General features: G+C 67.3%; 13 protein-coding genes. All 13 read left to right on the plus strand.

Annotation, left to right across the window (positions count from 1 at the left end; genetic code table 11):
• Positions 1 to 120: 120 nt before the first annotated feature.
• Positions 121 to 546, plus strand: a complete 426-nt coding sequence (gene ndk, locus AC3FMM_RS06445) for a nucleoside-diphosphate kinase (protein WP_012353167.1) — start codon at positions 121 to 123, stop codon at positions 544 to 546.
• 36 nt (positions 547 to 582) lie between these two features.
• A complete protein-coding gene (rlmN, locus tag AC3FMM_RS06450; RefSeq protein WP_115710005.1) occupies positions 583 to 1737 on the plus strand; it encodes a dual-specificity RNA methyltransferase RlmN in 1155 nt (384 codons plus the stop codon).
• Entirely contained in the window at positions 1734 to 2513 is a 780-nt protein-coding gene (gene pilW, locus AC3FMM_RS06455) for a type IV pilus biogenesis/stability protein PilW (protein WP_116312742.1), read from the plus strand. Before rlmN ends, pilW begins: the two co-directional genes overlap by 4 nt.
• On the plus strand, positions 2506 to 3498 hold the full coding sequence (locus AC3FMM_RS06460; RefSeq protein ID WP_115710001.1) for a RodZ domain-containing protein: 993 nt from the start codon (positions 2506 to 2508) through the stop codon (positions 3496 to 3498). The genes pilW and AC3FMM_RS06460 overlap by 8 nt, the downstream gene beginning before the upstream one ends.
• A gap of 48 nt (positions 3499 to 3546) precedes the next feature.
• Positions 3547 to 4839 carry a flavodoxin-dependent (E)-4-hydroxy-3-methylbut-2-enyl-diphosphate synthase gene (gene ispG / locus AC3FMM_RS06465; RefSeq protein ID WP_018007774.1) on the plus strand — a complete coding sequence of 431 codons (1293 nt, stop codon included), beginning with the start codon at positions 3547 to 3549 and terminating at the stop codon, positions 4837 to 4839.
• 38 nt (positions 4840 to 4877) lie between these two features.
• Positions 4878 to 6248 (plus strand): histidine--tRNA ligase, encoded by a 1371-nt coding sequence (gene hisS, locus AC3FMM_RS06470; protein ID WP_488686307.1) that lies wholly within the window; start codon positions 4878 to 4880, stop codon positions 6246 to 6248.
• Positions 6249 to 6305: 57 nt separating this feature from the next.
• Positions 6306 to 6938: a YfgM family protein gene (locus AC3FMM_RS06475; RefSeq protein ID WP_115680528.1), complete on the plus strand. Its 633-nt coding sequence runs from the start codon at positions 6306 to 6308 to the stop codon at positions 6936 to 6938.
• A gap of 76 nt (positions 6939 to 7014) precedes the next feature.
• Entirely contained in the window at positions 7015 to 8190 is a 1176-nt protein-coding gene (gene bamB, locus AC3FMM_RS06480; protein WP_115709997.1) for an outer membrane protein assembly factor BamB, read from the plus strand.
• A gap of 218 nt (positions 8191 to 8408) precedes the next feature.
• Positions 8409 to 9752: a ribosome biogenesis GTPase Der gene (der, locus tag AC3FMM_RS06485; RefSeq protein WP_116312741.1), complete on the plus strand. Its 1344-nt coding sequence runs from the start codon at positions 8409 to 8411 to the stop codon at positions 9750 to 9752.
• Positions 9753 to 9961: 209 nt separating this feature from the next.
• Positions 9962 to 10201, plus strand: coding sequence for an RNA chaperone Hfq (gene hfq / locus AC3FMM_RS06490; protein WP_012353158.1), 240 nt, complete (start codon positions 9962 to 9964; stop codon positions 10199 to 10201).
• Positions 10202 to 10429: 228 nt separating this feature from the next.
• A complete protein-coding gene (hflX, locus tag AC3FMM_RS06495) occupies positions 10430 to 11695 on the plus strand; it encodes a GTPase HflX (RefSeq protein ID WP_488686308.1) in 1266 nt (421 codons plus the stop codon).
• Between the two features lie 165 nt (positions 11696 to 11860).
• The gene (gene hflK, locus AC3FMM_RS06500; RefSeq protein WP_115711680.1) at positions 11861 to 13219 is read left to right on the plus strand and encodes an FtsH protease activity modulator HflK; all 1359 of its coding nucleotides are present in this window, start codon (positions 11861 to 11863) and stop codon (positions 13217 to 13219) included.
• A 10-nt stretch (positions 13220 to 13229) separates the two neighbouring features.
• A complete protein-coding gene (hflC, locus tag AC3FMM_RS06505; RefSeq protein WP_115709992.1) occupies positions 13230 to 14138 on the plus strand; it encodes a protease modulator HflC in 909 nt (302 codons plus the stop codon).
• The last annotated feature ends 64 nt before the right edge of the window (positions 14139 to 14202 follow it).

The raw sequence follows: 14202 nt of genomic DNA on the forward strand, positions 1-14202 counted from the left end.
GTGCGCGAGGGGCGGGCGGGCCCGTCCGGAGGTCTGCAAGACCCTCGAAACGGTCATAGTCTTCGTGCTAGAATTGCACGTTTAATCCATTTGTAACCCCTTCATTTTTCGGAGTTTTTCATGGCGATCGAACGCACCCTGTCGATTATCAAGCCGGATGCCGTGGCCAAGAACGTGATTGGCCAGATCTACGCCCGTTTCGAGGCCGCCGGCCTGAAGATCGTTGCTGCCAAGATGGTGCACCTGTCGCGCGGCGAAGCCGAGCAGTTCTACGCTGTCCACAAGGAGCGTCCGTTCTTCAAGGACCTGGTCGACTTCATGGTGTCGGGCCCGGTCATGATCCAGGCGCTGGAAGGCGAAAACGCCATTGCCAAGAACCGCGACCTGATGGGCGCCACCGACCCGAAGAAGGCCGAGAAGGGCACCATCCGCGCCGACTTCGCCGACAGCATCGACGCCAACGCCGTGCACGGCTCGGACGCCGCTGAAACCGCTGCCGTGGAAGTGGCATTCTTCTTCCCGGGCATGAACGTCTACAGCCGCTGATCGGCTGCTGACCGACACCAAGCCGAGTTTGCCGTCATGAACGATCTCGTCAACCTGCTCGACCTCGACGCGGACGCGCTCACCGCCTATTGCGGCGAGCTCGGCGAGAAGCCGTTCCGTGCGCGGCAACTGCAACGCTGGATCCACCACTACGGTGCCAGCCGCTTCGACGCCATGTCGGATCTCGCCAAGTCGCTGCGCGAAAAGCTCGCGACCCGCGCCGAGATCCGCGCGCCGGCCGCCATCACCGACAACCTGTCGGCCGACGGCACGCGCAAGTGGCTGCTCGACGTGGGCGAGGGCAACGCGGTGGAGACGGTGTACATCCCCGAGGAAACGCGTGGCACGCTGTGCGTTTCCTCGCAGGCGGGATGCGCCGTCAACTGCCGGTTCTGTTCCACCGGCAAGCAGGGCTTTTCGCGCAACCTCAGCACCGGTGAGATCATCGGACAGCTGTGGATGGCCGAGTTCGCCATGCGCGAGCAACTGGGCCGCGGCCCCAAGGATGACCGCGTCATCTCCAACGTGGTGATGATGGGCATGGGCGAGCCGCTGCTGAACTACGACGCGGTCGTGCCGGCCATGCGGCTGATGCTCGACGACAACGCCTACGGCCTGTCGCGCCGCCGCGTGACGCTGTCCACCTCGGGCGTGGTGCCTATGATGGACCGCTTGTCCAAAGATTTGCCGGTCGCCCTGGCCGTGTCGCTGCATGCGTCCAACGACGCCCTGCGCGACGTGCTGGTGCCGCTGAACAAGAAGTACCCGCTGGCCGAACTGATGGCGGCATGCCGCCGCTACCTGGAGTTCGCGCCGCGCGATTTCATTACTTTCGAATACTGCATGCTGGATGGCGTCAACGACGGCGTCGAGCATGCGCGGGAGCTGCTGAAGCTTGTCGCCGACGTGCCGTGCAAGTTCAACCTGATCCCGTTCAACCCCTTCCCGGAATCGGGCCTGAAGCGCTCCAACAACGAGCAGATCCGCCGTTTCGCCCAGGTGCTGATGGACGCGGGCATTGTCACCACCATCCGCAAGACCCGTGGCGACGACATCGACGCCGCCTGCGGCCAGCTGGCCGGGGAAGTGAAGGACCGCACCCGCCTTGCCGAACGCGGCAAGTTCGGCAAGATCACGCCGCTGGTGCCGGTCACTGCCAGCGGCCAGCCGCGGGAGGCGCGCCCTGCATGATCCGTCTGATCGCTGCGGCCCTGCTGGGGCTGCTGATGTTGTCCGGGTGCCAGCTGCCGCATGCGCCGGCGCAGGATCTCCAGACCGCTTCCGACCAGACCGAGGCCAGGCGCCGGGCCGGCATCCGGCTGCAACTGGCCACCAATTACCTCGAGGCCGGCCAGACCGCGGTCGCGCTTGACGAGATCAAGCAGGCCATCGCCATCGATCCGTCGATGGCCGACGCCTACCATGTGCGGGCGCTGATCTACATGAGCATGAATGAACCGACGCTGGCCGAGGACAGCTTCCGCACCGCGGCGTCGATGCGCGCCAATGACGGCGACCTGCTTAACAACTACGGCTGGTTCCTGTGCCAGCAGGGGCGCTACGGCGAGGCCGTGCCCATGCTGCAGCGCGCCGTGTCCGCGCCGTCGGCCGGTGGCGCGGTCAAGCCGCTGATCAGCCTGGGCGCGTGCGAACTGCGCCAGGGCCACAGCGCCGAGGCGGAGAAGAACCTGAAGGCCGCGCTGGGCTACGACCGCAACAACCCGGTGGCGAACACCAACCTGGCGCTGGTGTTCTACCGGCGCGGCGATTACGTCCAGGCGCGCCAGTACGTCCAGCGCGTCAACAACAGCCAATTTGTCACTGCGCAATCCCTCTGGCTGGGAGCGCGCATTGCCCACCGACAGGGCGACGGCCGCACGCAGGATGCGCTGGGGGCGCAGCTGCGCAGCCGCTTCCCCGACTCGCGCGAGGTGGCCGCCTACGAACAAGGAGCATGGGATGAGTGAGCACGACCGCGCCGCAGGCCAGGCCGTACCGACGCAAGCAGTCGGCGGAGGCGCGCATGAAGGAGAACGTGAAGCCGCGGCGCGCGAGATCGGCGCGGCGCTGGCGCGCGAGCGCGAGGCGCAGCGGATGTCCGTCGAGGACGTCAGCGCACGGCTCAAGGTGGCGGCCAGCAAGCTGCGCGCGATCGAGGCGGCCGACCTGAAGGCGCTGCCCGACGTGACCTTCGCCAAGGGCGTGATGCGCGCCTATGCCCGCATGCTCCATGTCGATATCGACCCGCTGCTGGCGCGTTTCCAGCCGCGCGCGGTGGCGCAGGTGGCGGAAATCGCCCGCCAGCGCGAAGGCGGCATCAACGCCGCCTTCGACGACCGCAACCGCTTCCGCTCCGGCGGCAATGGCGGCCGCTGGGTCTGGCTGGCGCTGGTGGCGGTGGTGGTGGCCGCGGGCATCTGGTTCGGGCTCGATCATATCCGCGCGTGGATCGATGCGCGCAGCAGCGCCGCCGAAACGGTGGCGGCCGAGGCACCGGCCGCGGACAACGCGAGCACGGAAGCCGGTATCGTGACCGCGGCGCTGCCGCCGGTGATGGCAGCCAGCGACTCGCCGGCACCGTCCGCCGAAACCGTTCCGGCCAGCGCCGCAGCCGCTTCGGCGACGGTGGCAGCCCCGGCAGCGGCGGCAGCCACCGCGGCGCCGGCCGCATCGGCACCGGCAGCCCCGGCGGCATCCGCCGCGGCGGTCGGCGAGGGTGAACTGCAGATCCGCTTTGCCGCCGATACCTGGTTTGAAATCCGCGACAATAGCGGCAAGGTCGTCATGGGCGGCACCGCCAGGGCCGGCCAGACCATGGCTGGTGGCGGCACGGCCCCGTACAAGGTGGTGATCGGCAACGTCAAGGGCGTCGAAGCGTTCACGCGCGGCGGCACGCCGGTCGACCTGAAGGCAGCCAACCGCAACAACGTGGCGCGCCTGACGCTGCCCTGACGCGGGTGCGAGGTGCGGCAAGGTGCGTCTTTGCAAGGTGGTAACGCTATGAACCAACAGCTCTGTCTCCCGGTCCTGCCGGGCCCGCTGCCGCGCCGCCAGACCCGCCAGGCGCGGGTCGCGTGGGGCGACAATGTGGTGACCATCGGTGGCGATGCGCCGGTGCGGGTGCAGTCGATGACCAATACCGACACGGTCGACGCCATTGGCACCGCGATCCAGGTCAAGGAGCTGGCGCGCGCGGGTTCAGAGATCGTGCGCATCACGGTGAACACGCCCGAGGCCGCGGCCGCCGTGCCGTCGATCCGCGAGCAGCTCGACCGGATGGGTGTCGACGTGCCGCTGGTGGGAGATTTCCACTACAACGGCCACAAGCTGCTGCAGGATTATCCGGCCTGCGCCGAGGCGCTGTCCAAGTACCGCATCAACCCGGGCAACGTCGGCCAGGGCGCCAAGCGCGATACCCAGTTCGCGCAGATGATCGAGATGGCGTGCCGCTACAACAAGCCCGTGCGCATCGGCGTGAACTGGGGCAGCCTGGACCAGGACCTGCTGGCACGCATCATGGACGAGAACGCCGGGCGCGCCGAGCCGTGGCCGGCGCAGAGCGTGATGATCGAGGCGCTGATCACCTCGGCGATCGATTCGGCCAGGAAGGCCGAGGAGATCGGCCTGCCGGGCAGCCAGATCATCCTGTCGTGCAAGGTGTCGCAGGTGCAGGAGCTGGTCGCGGTCTACCGCGAGCTGGCGCGCCGCTGCGACTACGCGCTGCACCTCGGCCTGACCGAGGCCGGCATGGGCAGCAAGGGCATCGTGGCTTCCACCGCGGCGCTGTCGGTGCTGCTGCAGGAAGGCATCGGCGACACCATCCGCATCTCGCTGACGCCAGAACCGGGCGCGCCGCGCGAGAAAGAGGTGTACGTCGGTCAGGAAATCCTGCAGACCATGGGCCTGCGCAATTTCACCCCGATGGTGATTGCCTGCCCCGGCTGCGGCCGCACCACCAGCACGGTGTTCCAGGAGCTGGCGGCCAGCATCCAGGCCTACCTGCGCGAGCAGATGCCGCAATGGAAGACCGCCTACCCGGGCGTCGAGGAAATGGACGTGGCCGTGATGGGCTGCATCGTCAACGGCCCGGGCGAAAGCAAGCACGCCAATATCGGCATTTCGCTGCCGGGCTCGGGCGAATCCCCGGCCGCGCCGGTGTTCGTCGACGGCGTCAAGGTGAAGACGCTGCGCGGCGAGCGCATCGCGGAAGAATTCCAGGCGATCGTAGATGAATACGTTCGCACGCATTACGGCCCGGGCGCTGCGCGGGCCGGCAAAGAAGTGGCAGCCTGAGCCGGACCGGCCGGGACCAGCAGCCTGACTAGAACAGAATGACGCAAACCGAGACCATGGCCGCCGCCGGCGCCGCCAAGAACGAACCGAAGGCACGCCCCGCCAAGGCCCTGCAGGGCGTGAAGGGCATGAACGACATGCTGCCGGCCGACGCGCCGCTGTGGGAGCATTTCGAGAATGCCGCGCGCGCGATGCTGCGTGCCTACGGCTACCAGCAGATCCGCACGCCCATCGTCGAGCACACCCAGCTGTTCGTGCGCGGCATCGGCGAGGTCACCGACATCGTCGAGAAGGAGATGTACTCCTTCACCGATTCCCTCAACGGCGAGCAGCTGACGCTGCGCCCCGAGGGCACCGCGGCGGCCGTGCGCGCCACCATCGAGCACAACCTGCTGTACGACGGCCCGAAGCGCCTGTGGTACACCGGCCCGATGTTCCGCCACGAGCGTCCGCAGCGCGGCCGCTATCGCCAGTTCCACCAGCTCGGCGCCGAGGCGCTGGGTTTTGCCGGGCCGGACGTGGATGCCGAGATCATCCTGATGTGCCAGCGCCTGTGGGACGACCTGGGCCTGACCGGCGTGCGCCTCGAAATCAATTCGCTGGGGCAGGCCGACGAGCGCGCGGCGCACCGCGAACAGCTGATCAAGTACCTGGAAGGCTTCCAGGACATCCTCGACGACGACAGCAAGCGCCGCCTGTACACCAACCCGCTGCGCGTGCTCGACACCAAGAACCCGGCGCTGCAGGAGATGGCGGCCAACGCGCCCAAGCTGATCGACTTCCTGGGCGAAGCATCGCTGGCGCACTTCGAGGGCGTGCAGCGCCTGCTGAAGGCCAACAACATCCCGTTCAAGATCAACCCGCGCCTGGTGCGCGGCCTCGATTACTACAACCTGACGGTGTTCGAGTGGATCACCGACAAGCTGGGCGCGCAGGGCACCATCGCCGGCGGCGGCCGCTATGACCCGCTGATCGCGCAGATGGGCGGCAAGCCGGCGCCGGCTTGCGGCTGGGCCATGGGCATCGAGCGCATCATCGAGCTGATCCGCGAAGAGGGCGTGGTGCCCGATGCGGTCGGTTGCGACGTTTATTTCGTGCACCAGGGCGAAGCCGCCGCGCAGCAGGCGATGGTCGCGGCCGAGCGCCTGCGTGACGCCGGCGTCGACGTGGTGCTGCACGCCAGCCCGGACGGCAAGGGCGGCAGCTTCAAGTCGCAGATGAAGCGCGCCGACGCAAGCGGCGCGGCCTATGCCGTTATCATTGGCGACCACGAAGTGGCCGCCGGCGTGGTCCAGGTCAAGGAACTTCGCCAGCGCGAGCAGGCCGAAGGCGGTGGGCAACAGGCCACCGTGCCGGCCGAGGGTCTGGTCGATTACCTGATCGACGCCATGGTCGGCGCCAGCGAATAACCTCGCGCCGCAGCCTCACACCACGAGTATCCAACCAACGCAGGTGATTGCCTCGACATGGCTTACGATCTAGAAGAACAGGAACAGCTTGAGAATCTGAAGGCCTGGTGGCGCCAGTATGGCAATGCGCTGACCTGGGCGCTGATCATCGCGCTGCTGGCCTTTGCCGGCTGGAACGGCTGGAAGTACTGGGAGCGCAAGCAGGCCGGCGAAGCCGCGGTGCTGTACGAGCAGGTGCTGAAGGCCGCCGAGGCCCGCGATGCCGAGCGCATCAAGCGCGCCGCGACCGACCTGGAAGGCAAGTACGGCCGTACCGCCTACGGCCAGATGAGCGCACTCGTCGCCGGCCGCGTGCTGTACGATGCGGGCGACCTGACTGCCGCCAAGAGCCAGTTGCAATGGGCCATCGACCACGGCGACGAAGAGTATTCGCACCTGGCGCGCGTGCGCCTGGCCGGGGTGCTGCTCGACGAGAAGGCCTATGACCAGGGCCTGGCGCTGCTCAAGGACGAGCCGCCGGCTGCGTTCGTCGCGCTGTACGCGGACCGCCGTGGCGACCTGCTCGCCGCGCAGGACAAGCGCGACGATGCCCGCACCGCCTATCGCAAGGCGCTGGACAAGCTGGGCCAGGCCGAGCCGGCGATGCGCCAGATCATCCAGTTCAAGCTCGATGCGCTGGGCGCGGCCTGATCCGGCTGCCGCCTGAACCATTGCCATACCGTTGCCATACGTTGATCCGCGGATCGAACAACAGGACCGTAAAGTTATGACGTCAGTGCTTTCCCGTGCCGTACATCGCCAGCCCGCCCGCACCGTTTCGCGTGCGCTGGTGGCGGCTGCCTGCCTGGCCACGCTGGGCGGCTGCGCGCTGTTCAGCAAGGAAAACAAGCACCCGCCCGCCGAACTCAAGCCGGTTTCGGCCACGCTGGCGGTGCGCCAGGCCTGGAAGGCCGATGTCGGCAAGAGCGGCGCCTATTCGATGCAGCCGGCCGCGGCGGGCAACAATGTCTACGTGTCGTCCAACAACGGCAACGTGATGGCGCTCGAAGGCGCCAGCGGCCGCGTGCTGTGGAAGGCCAAGACTGACGTGGACCTGACCTCCGGGCCGGGCAGCGACGGCTCGGTCACCGCGGTCGCGGGCGAGAAGGGCGCGGTCTATGCCTTCGACGCCAGCGGCAAGCAGATCTGGAAGAAGCAGGTCAATGGCGAGGTCCTGTCCGCGCCGCTGGTCGGCAACGGCCTGGTGGTGGTGCGCACCACCGATACCCGGGTGTTCGGCCTGGATGCCGAGACCGGCGAGCGCCGCTGGATCTACCAGCGTTCGCAGACCCCGCTGAACCTGCGCGCGGCGATGGGCATGGTGTTCGCCGGCGACGGCATCGTGATGGGCTTCCCCGGTGGCAAGCTCGGCGTGCTGACGCCGGGCAACGGCGTGCTGCGCTGGGAAAGCGCGATTTCGTACCCCAAGGGCGTGTCGGAGATCGAGCGCCTGAACGACGTCACCGGCCTGCCCATGGTCAGCGGTCGCCAGGTCTGCGCCACCACCTTCCAGGGCCGCGTCGCCTGCCTGGAGCTGGCCAGCGGCCAGCCGCAGTGGGGCAAGGATTTCTCTTCGCCGGCGGGCCCCGCGCAGGATGACAATGCGCTTTACGCCAGCGACGAGCAATCCGTGGTGCATGCCTTCGACCGCCAGAACGGCAGCGAGCGCTGGAAGAACATCGACCTGCGTAACCGCCGCCTGGGCGCGCCGCTGGCGCTGGGCCGCTCGGTGGTGATGGGCGACTTCGAAGGCTATGTCCACTTCCTGTCGCGCGAAGACGGCCAGGTGGTGGCACGCATGAAGACCGATGGCAGCGCCATCACCGCCGCGCCCGTGGTGGCGGGGCAGACCCTGGTGATCCAGACGCGCGACGGCGACGTCTACGGTTTCCAGCCTGGCTGACAGGACCCTATGCGCGCTGCCGTACACCTGTCGGTACGGCCGGCGCCGAATCCGGTAGCATGATCCTTGGCGCGGCAGTTGCAGCGGGTCGGTGACCCGCGCCGCGCCCGACAGGACAAGCGGCAGCCCGCGCCCAGGTGGCGCGGGCTGCCGTTGGAACCCTTGACTCCGGAGTTACCGGGGGGCGGCAGTTGCCGGCCCCCGTTTCCGTTTATGGCATGAAACCAGTTATCGCACTTGTCGGCCGCCCCAATGTGGGCAAGTCGACGCTATTCAACCGCATGACCCGCTCGCGCGACGCGCTCGTCGCCGACCTGCCGGGCCTGACGCGCGACCGCCATTACGGCGAAGGGCGCATCGGCGAACGTCCGTTCATCGCCATCGATACCGGCGGCTTCGAACCCGTGGTCAAGGAAGGCATCGTCGCCGAGATGGCCAAGCAGACCAAGCAGGCGGTGGTCGAGGCCGACGTGGTGATCTTTATCGTCGACGGCCGCCTGGGCCTGGCGCCGCAGGACCGCGCCATCGCCGACTACCTGCGCAAGACCGGCCGGCGCATCATGCTGGCGGTCAACAAGGCCGAGGGCATGAAGTACACCTCGGTGGCGGCCGATTTCTATGAGCTGGGCATGGGCGATCCGTACGCGATCTCCGCCGCCCATGGTGACGGCGTGCGCGAGCTGGTCGATGAAGCCATCGAGCTGGCAGTGCAGGAGCGCCCCGAGCTGGCCGAGGAAGCCTCGGACGAGGGCAAGGGTGTCAAGATCGCCATCGTCGGGCGTCCCAATGTGGGCAAATCCACGCTGGTCAACACGCTGATCGGCGAAGAGCGCGTGATCGCCTTCGACATGCCCGGCACCACCCGCGACGCCATCTACGTGGAGTTCGAGCGTGGCGGCAAGCCCTATACGCTGATCGATACCGCCGGCCTGCGCCGGCGCGGCAAGGTGTTCGAGGCGATCGAGAAATTCTCGGTGGTCAAGACGCTGCAGTCGATCGCGGACGCCAACGTGGTGATCCTGCTGCTCGACGCGCAGCAGGATATTTCCGATCAGGATGCGCATATTGCCGGCTTTATCGTCGAGTCCGGTCGCGCGCTGGTGGTGGGCGTCAACAAGTGGGACGGCCTGGACGGCCATACGCGCGACCGCATCAAGCACGACCTCGAGCGCAAGCTGCAATTCCTCAGCTTTGCCAATGTCCACTTTGTGTCGGCGCGCGAACGCACCGGCATCGGCGCGCTGATGCGCTCGGTCGACGATGCGTATGCCGCGGCGATGGTCAAGCTACCGACTCCGCAGCTCACGCGCGTACTGCAGGAAGCGGTGGAATTCCAGCAGCCCAAGCGCGTCGGTGCATCGCGGCCCAAGCTGCGCTATGCGCACCAGGGCGGCTCGAATCCGCCCATCATCGTGATTCACGGCAATGCGCTGTCGGGCGTGGCCGAGACCTACCGGCGCTACCTGGAAAACCGTTTCCGTGCGGCCTTCAAGCTCAAGGGCACGCCCCTGCGCATTGAATTTCGCACGAACAAAAATCCGTACGCGGACTCGAAGGAGTGAGTCCGGAATCGGATCCGTGGCGGGCCAGTTTTCGTTTGCGTTCGTTTGGAACTGCGGCTAAATTCACGGTAGCAGGGGGTTCCCTGTGCATTGACGCCAACTTGGTACCGTTTTGATCTTTTTTCTGGCGCGTTTTTGCGCCGCCTGACTTGAACCGGGGATTTCCATCCCCATCATTCACCACTAAACCTATAAATTTGGAGTGTGCCATGAGCAACAAAGGGCAACTGCTACAAGACCCGTTCCTGAACGCGCTGCGCAAAGAGCACGTGCCGGTTTCCATCTATCTCGTCAATGGCATCAAGCTGCAAGGCAATATCGAATCGTTCGACCAGTATGTCGTCCTGCTGCGCAACACCGTGACCCAGATGGTCTACAAGCATGCGATTTCCACCGTCGTGCCGGCACGCGCGGTCAATTTCCGCGTGGATGATTCCGCCGAGGCCTGATCTGACCGATCTGCCCCAGGGCATCGTGGCGGCGCCAGGCGGCGCCGCCACGAAGCCCCGCGCCCGCGTGCCGCCGCACCCGGTGTCGCGAGGCCCCGCGGTTGCCAATGCGCCCGCCGCCACGTTCCGCATCATGCGGCGGCCTGTCCCGGCAGGGGCCAGGACAGTGTCCGAGATCCGCCATCCCTTCCCCTGAACCCGAATTTCCCTGCGCATTCGCGCCCGCCCTTGGACCCCAGAGCCACCTCCAATACCGCCCCTTCGCGCGCCATCCTCGTCGGCGTCGACTTCGGCAAGCATGATTTCCAGGAAAGCCTCAGCGAACTGGCGCTGCTGACCACCACCGCCGGCTCGCTGCCGGTGCATACGCTGACGGGCCGCCGCGCGCGGCCGGACCCGGCCTTGTTCATCGGCTCGGGCAAGGCCGAGGAGCTGAAGGAGGCAGCCGATGCGCTGGACGCCGACGTGGTGGTCTTCAACCACGCGCTGAGCCCGGCGCAGCAGCGCAACCTGGAGCGCTTCCTGCAACGCCACGTGATCGACCGCACCGGCCTGATCCTCGACATCTTCGGACAGCGCGCGCAGAGCCACGTGGGCAAGGTGCAGGTGGAGCTGGCGCAGGTGCAGTACCGCGCGTCGCGGCTGGTTCGCGCGTGGAGCCACCTGGAGCGGCAGAAGGGCGGTATCGGCATGCGCGGCGGCCCCGGCGAGCGCCAGCTGGAACTGGACCGCCGCATGCTGGACGAGCGCGCCAAGCGGCTCAAGTCCGATCTGTCGCGGCTGCAGCGCCAGCACAGCACGCAGCGGCGCGCGCGCGCGCGCAACGACACCCTCAGCATCTCGCTGGTCGGCTATACCAACGCCGGCAAGTCGACGCTGTTCAACGCGCTGACCAAGGCCGGCGCGTATGCGGCCAACCAGCTCTTCGCCACGCTCGACACCACTTCGCGCCGGCTGTTCCTGGATGGCCTGGGCAACGTGGTGCTGTCGGACACGGTCGGCTTTATCCGCGACCTGCCGACGCAGCTGGTGGCGGCGTTCCGTGCCACGCTGGACGAGACCGTGCATGCCGACCTGCTGCTGCATGTGGTGGACGCCTCGAGCCCGGTGCGCCACGAGCAGATCGAGCAGGTCAACCGGGTGCTGGCCGAAATCAATGCGCTCGACATCCCGCAGATCGTGGTGATGAACAAGATCGACGCCGCGCCCGAACTGCTGGGCGGCGGCCCGCGTATCGAGCGCGACGCGGACGGCATCCCCACCCGCGTGTTCCTGAGCGCGCGCGAGGGCCTGGGCCTGGACGCGCTGCGCGAGGCCGTGGTCGAGGTGGCGCAATGGCTGGCCAGCCGCCCGCCCGAGCCGCAACCCTATGATCCGCGCCTGGACGAGGTGGCGCAGTCCGATGACGCCGGCGATGGCGACCACGATGGCGTTGACGGCGGCGTGGCGGACGAGGGCGACGATGCCGATGCGGCGGACGCGCGCCGGCTGTAGGGCCCTGGTGGCCAGCCGCCGCACCAGGCCGCTATGGTGCCGGTTCGGCGCCGGTTCTGCCCAATTCCGGTGCGGTTGCCGCGGGGATTGCGCGAATTGGCCAAAAGTGGCGCCGATGACTGCTAGAATCCCCCTGTTACAAACTTCCCCGGACCCGTGCACTTCATGCCCCAGTTTCCCCGGAATGCTGATTCGAGCCTGACACCAGGCGGCCGCCTCGCGCTGCGCGCGGGCTGGCAGCGCCTGCGCGCCATCTTCTCGCTGAACGATCCGCGCTGGGGTCGGGACGGGCAGGACGATGACAAGAAGGACGGCCGCGACGACAACCGCCAGCAAAACCAGCGTCCGCAGCAGGATGGCGGCCCGCCGGACCTTGACGAACTGTGGCGCGACTTCAACCGCCGCCTGAACGGCCTGCTCGGCCGCAAGGACAACGGCGGCAACGGCAACCAGGGCTTCGGCGGCCCGCGCACCCCGGGCAAGGGCTCGAGCGTCGGCGCCGGCGTGATCGTGGCCGCGGTGGTGGGCATCTGGCTGGCCAGCGGCTTCTTCATGGTGCAGGAAGGCCAGACCGCGGTGATCCTGCAGTTCGGTAAATTCAAGTACTCCGCCGGTCCCGGCATCAACTGGCGCATGCCCTGGCCGATCCAGTCGGCCGAGGTGGTCAACCTGTCGGCGGTGCGCTCGGTCGAGGTCGGCCGCTCCACCTCGATCAAGGACAGCAACCTGAAAGACTCGTCGATGCTGACGCAGGACGAGAACATCATCGACGTGCGCTTCACCGTGCAGTACGTGATCCAGGACGCCAGCGAATTCCTGTTCTTCAACAAGACCGACCGGGGTGGCGATGAAGAGCTGGTGACGCAGGCGGCCGAAACCTCGGTGCGCGAGATCGTCGGCCGCAACAAGATGGACGCGGTGCTGTACGAAAACCGCGAACAGATCGCGCAGCAGCTGGCCAAGTCGATCCAGGCCATCCTGTCGGCGTACAAGACCGGCATCCGCGTGCTGTCCGTGAACGTGCAGAGCGTGCAGCCGCCCGAGCAGGTGCAGGCCGCCTTCGACGACGTCAACAAGGCCAGCCAGGACCGCGAGCGCGCCATCAGCGAGGGCCAGGCCTACGCCAACGACATCATCCCGCGCGCCAAGGGTACGGCGGCGCGCCTGAAGGAAGAATCCGAAGCCTATCGCGCCCGCGTGGTGGCGCAGGCCGAGGGCGATGCGTCGCGCTTCCGTTCGGTGCAGGCCGAATATGCCAAGGCGCCGCAGGTGACGCGCGACCGTATCTATCTGGAGACCATGCAGCAGATCTACACCAATTCGACCAAGGTGCTGGTCGACGCGCGCCAGGGCAACAACCTGCTCTACCTGCCGCTGGACAAGCTGATGGCGCAGGCCGAGGGCCGCGCCACGCCGCAGCCGGGCCAGCCCGGCGCGGCGGGCACGCCGGCGCCCGCGCCGGATGCCTCGACGGACAACCGGTCGCGCGAATCGCTGCGCAACCGCGACCGCGACTCGCGCTGAGGAGACCGTCATGAACCGACTGATTTCCTTCGCGATCGGCTTTTTCATCCTGCTCGCCGTGGTCTCGTCCATGCTGTTCGTGGTCGACCAGCGCCAGTACGCCGTGGTGTTCGCCTTCGGCCAGATCAAGGAGGTGGTGCGCGAGCCGGGCCTGCACTTCAAGCTGCCGCCGCCGTTCCAGAACGTGGTGTTCATGGACCGCCGCCTGCAGACCATCGACGTGGCCGCCAACGAGCGCTTCCTGACCGCCGAGAAGAAGAGCATGGTGGTGGACTGGTTCGTCAAATGGCGCATCACCGATCCGCGCAAGTTCTTCGTCGCCTTCGGCGGCAACCTGCGCGGCGCGCAGGACCGCATGACGCAGCGCATCGACTCGGTGGCGCGCGAGGAGTTCGGCAAGCGCACCGTCGCCGACGTGGTCGCGGGCGAGCGCGAGCAGGTGATGCAGTCCATCCGCAACGGCATGAGCGAGTACGCCAAGTCGGTCGGCGTCGAGATTCTCGACGTGCGCCTGAAGCGCGTCGACCTGCTGCCCGCCATCAGCGAATCGGTGTATCGCCGCATGGAGGCCGAGCGCAAGCGCGTGGCCAACGAGCTGCGCTCCACCGGCGCCGCCGAGGGCGAGAAGATCCGTGCCGACGCCGACCGCCAGCGCGAAGTGGTGCTGGCCCAGGCCTATCGCGATGCGCAGATGATCAAGGGCGAGGGCGATGCCAAGGCGTCGCAGATCTATGGCGAGGCGTTTGGCCGCGATCCCCAGTTCGCGCAGTTCTGGCGCAGCATGGAGGCCTACCGCAACACCTTCCGCGACAAGCGCGACGTGCTGGTGCTCGAGCCCAATTCCGAGTTCTTCCGCTACATGCGTTCCAGCGGCGGCGCCGCGGCCGCGGCTTCGGGCAATGGCGGAGGCAAGCGCTAGCACCGTCGCCTGTCCGTGTGGCGAACTGACAAAACCCCGGCTTGCCGGGGTTTTGTCCGGCTGG

Source organism: Cupriavidus sp. 207A1 (genome assembly GCF_057798955.1).

Excerpts from the sequence above, each read along its gene's own strand:
- ispG (WP_018007774.1), top strand. The coding sequence starts at position 3,547 with ATGAACCAACAGCTCTGTCTCCCGGTCCTGCCGGGCCCGCTGCCGCGC.
- hisS (WP_488686307.1), top strand. The coding sequence starts at position 4,878 with ATGACGCAAACCGAGACCATGGCCGCCGCCGGCGCCGCCAAGAACGAA.
- ndk (WP_012353167.1), top strand. The coding sequence starts at position 121 with ATGGCGATCGAACGCACCCTGTCGATTATCAAGCCGGATGCCGTGGCC.
- der (WP_116312741.1), top strand. The coding sequence starts at position 8,409 with ATGAAACCAGTTATCGCACTTGTCGGCCGCCCCAATGTGGGCAAGTCG.
- AC3FMM_RS06475 (WP_115680528.1), top strand. The coding sequence starts at position 6,306 with ATGGCTTACGATCTAGAAGAACAGGAACAGCTTGAGAATCTGAAGGCC.
- pilW (WP_116312742.1), top strand. The coding sequence starts at position 1,734 with ATGATCCGTCTGATCGCTGCGGCCCTGCTGGGGCTGCTGATGTTGTCC.
- hflK (WP_115711680.1), top strand. The coding sequence starts at position 11,861 with ATGCCCCAGTTTCCCCGGAATGCTGATTCGAGCCTGACACCAGGCGGC.
- hfq (WP_012353158.1), top strand. The coding sequence starts at position 9,962 with ATGAGCAACAAAGGGCAACTGCTACAAGACCCGTTCCTGAACGCGCTG.
- rlmN (WP_115710005.1), top strand. The coding sequence starts at position 583 with ATGAACGATCTCGTCAACCTGCTCGACCTCGACGCGGACGCGCTCACC.
- hflC (WP_115709992.1), top strand. The coding sequence starts at position 13,230 with ATGAACCGACTGATTTCCTTCGCGATCGGCTTTTTCATCCTGCTCGCC.
- AC3FMM_RS06460 (WP_115710001.1), top strand. The coding sequence starts at position 2,506 with ATGAGTGAGCACGACCGCGCCGCAGGCCAGGCCGTACCGACGCAAGCA.
- bamB (WP_115709997.1), top strand. The coding sequence starts at position 7,015 with ATGACGTCAGTGCTTTCCCGTGCCGTACATCGCCAGCCCGCCCGCACC.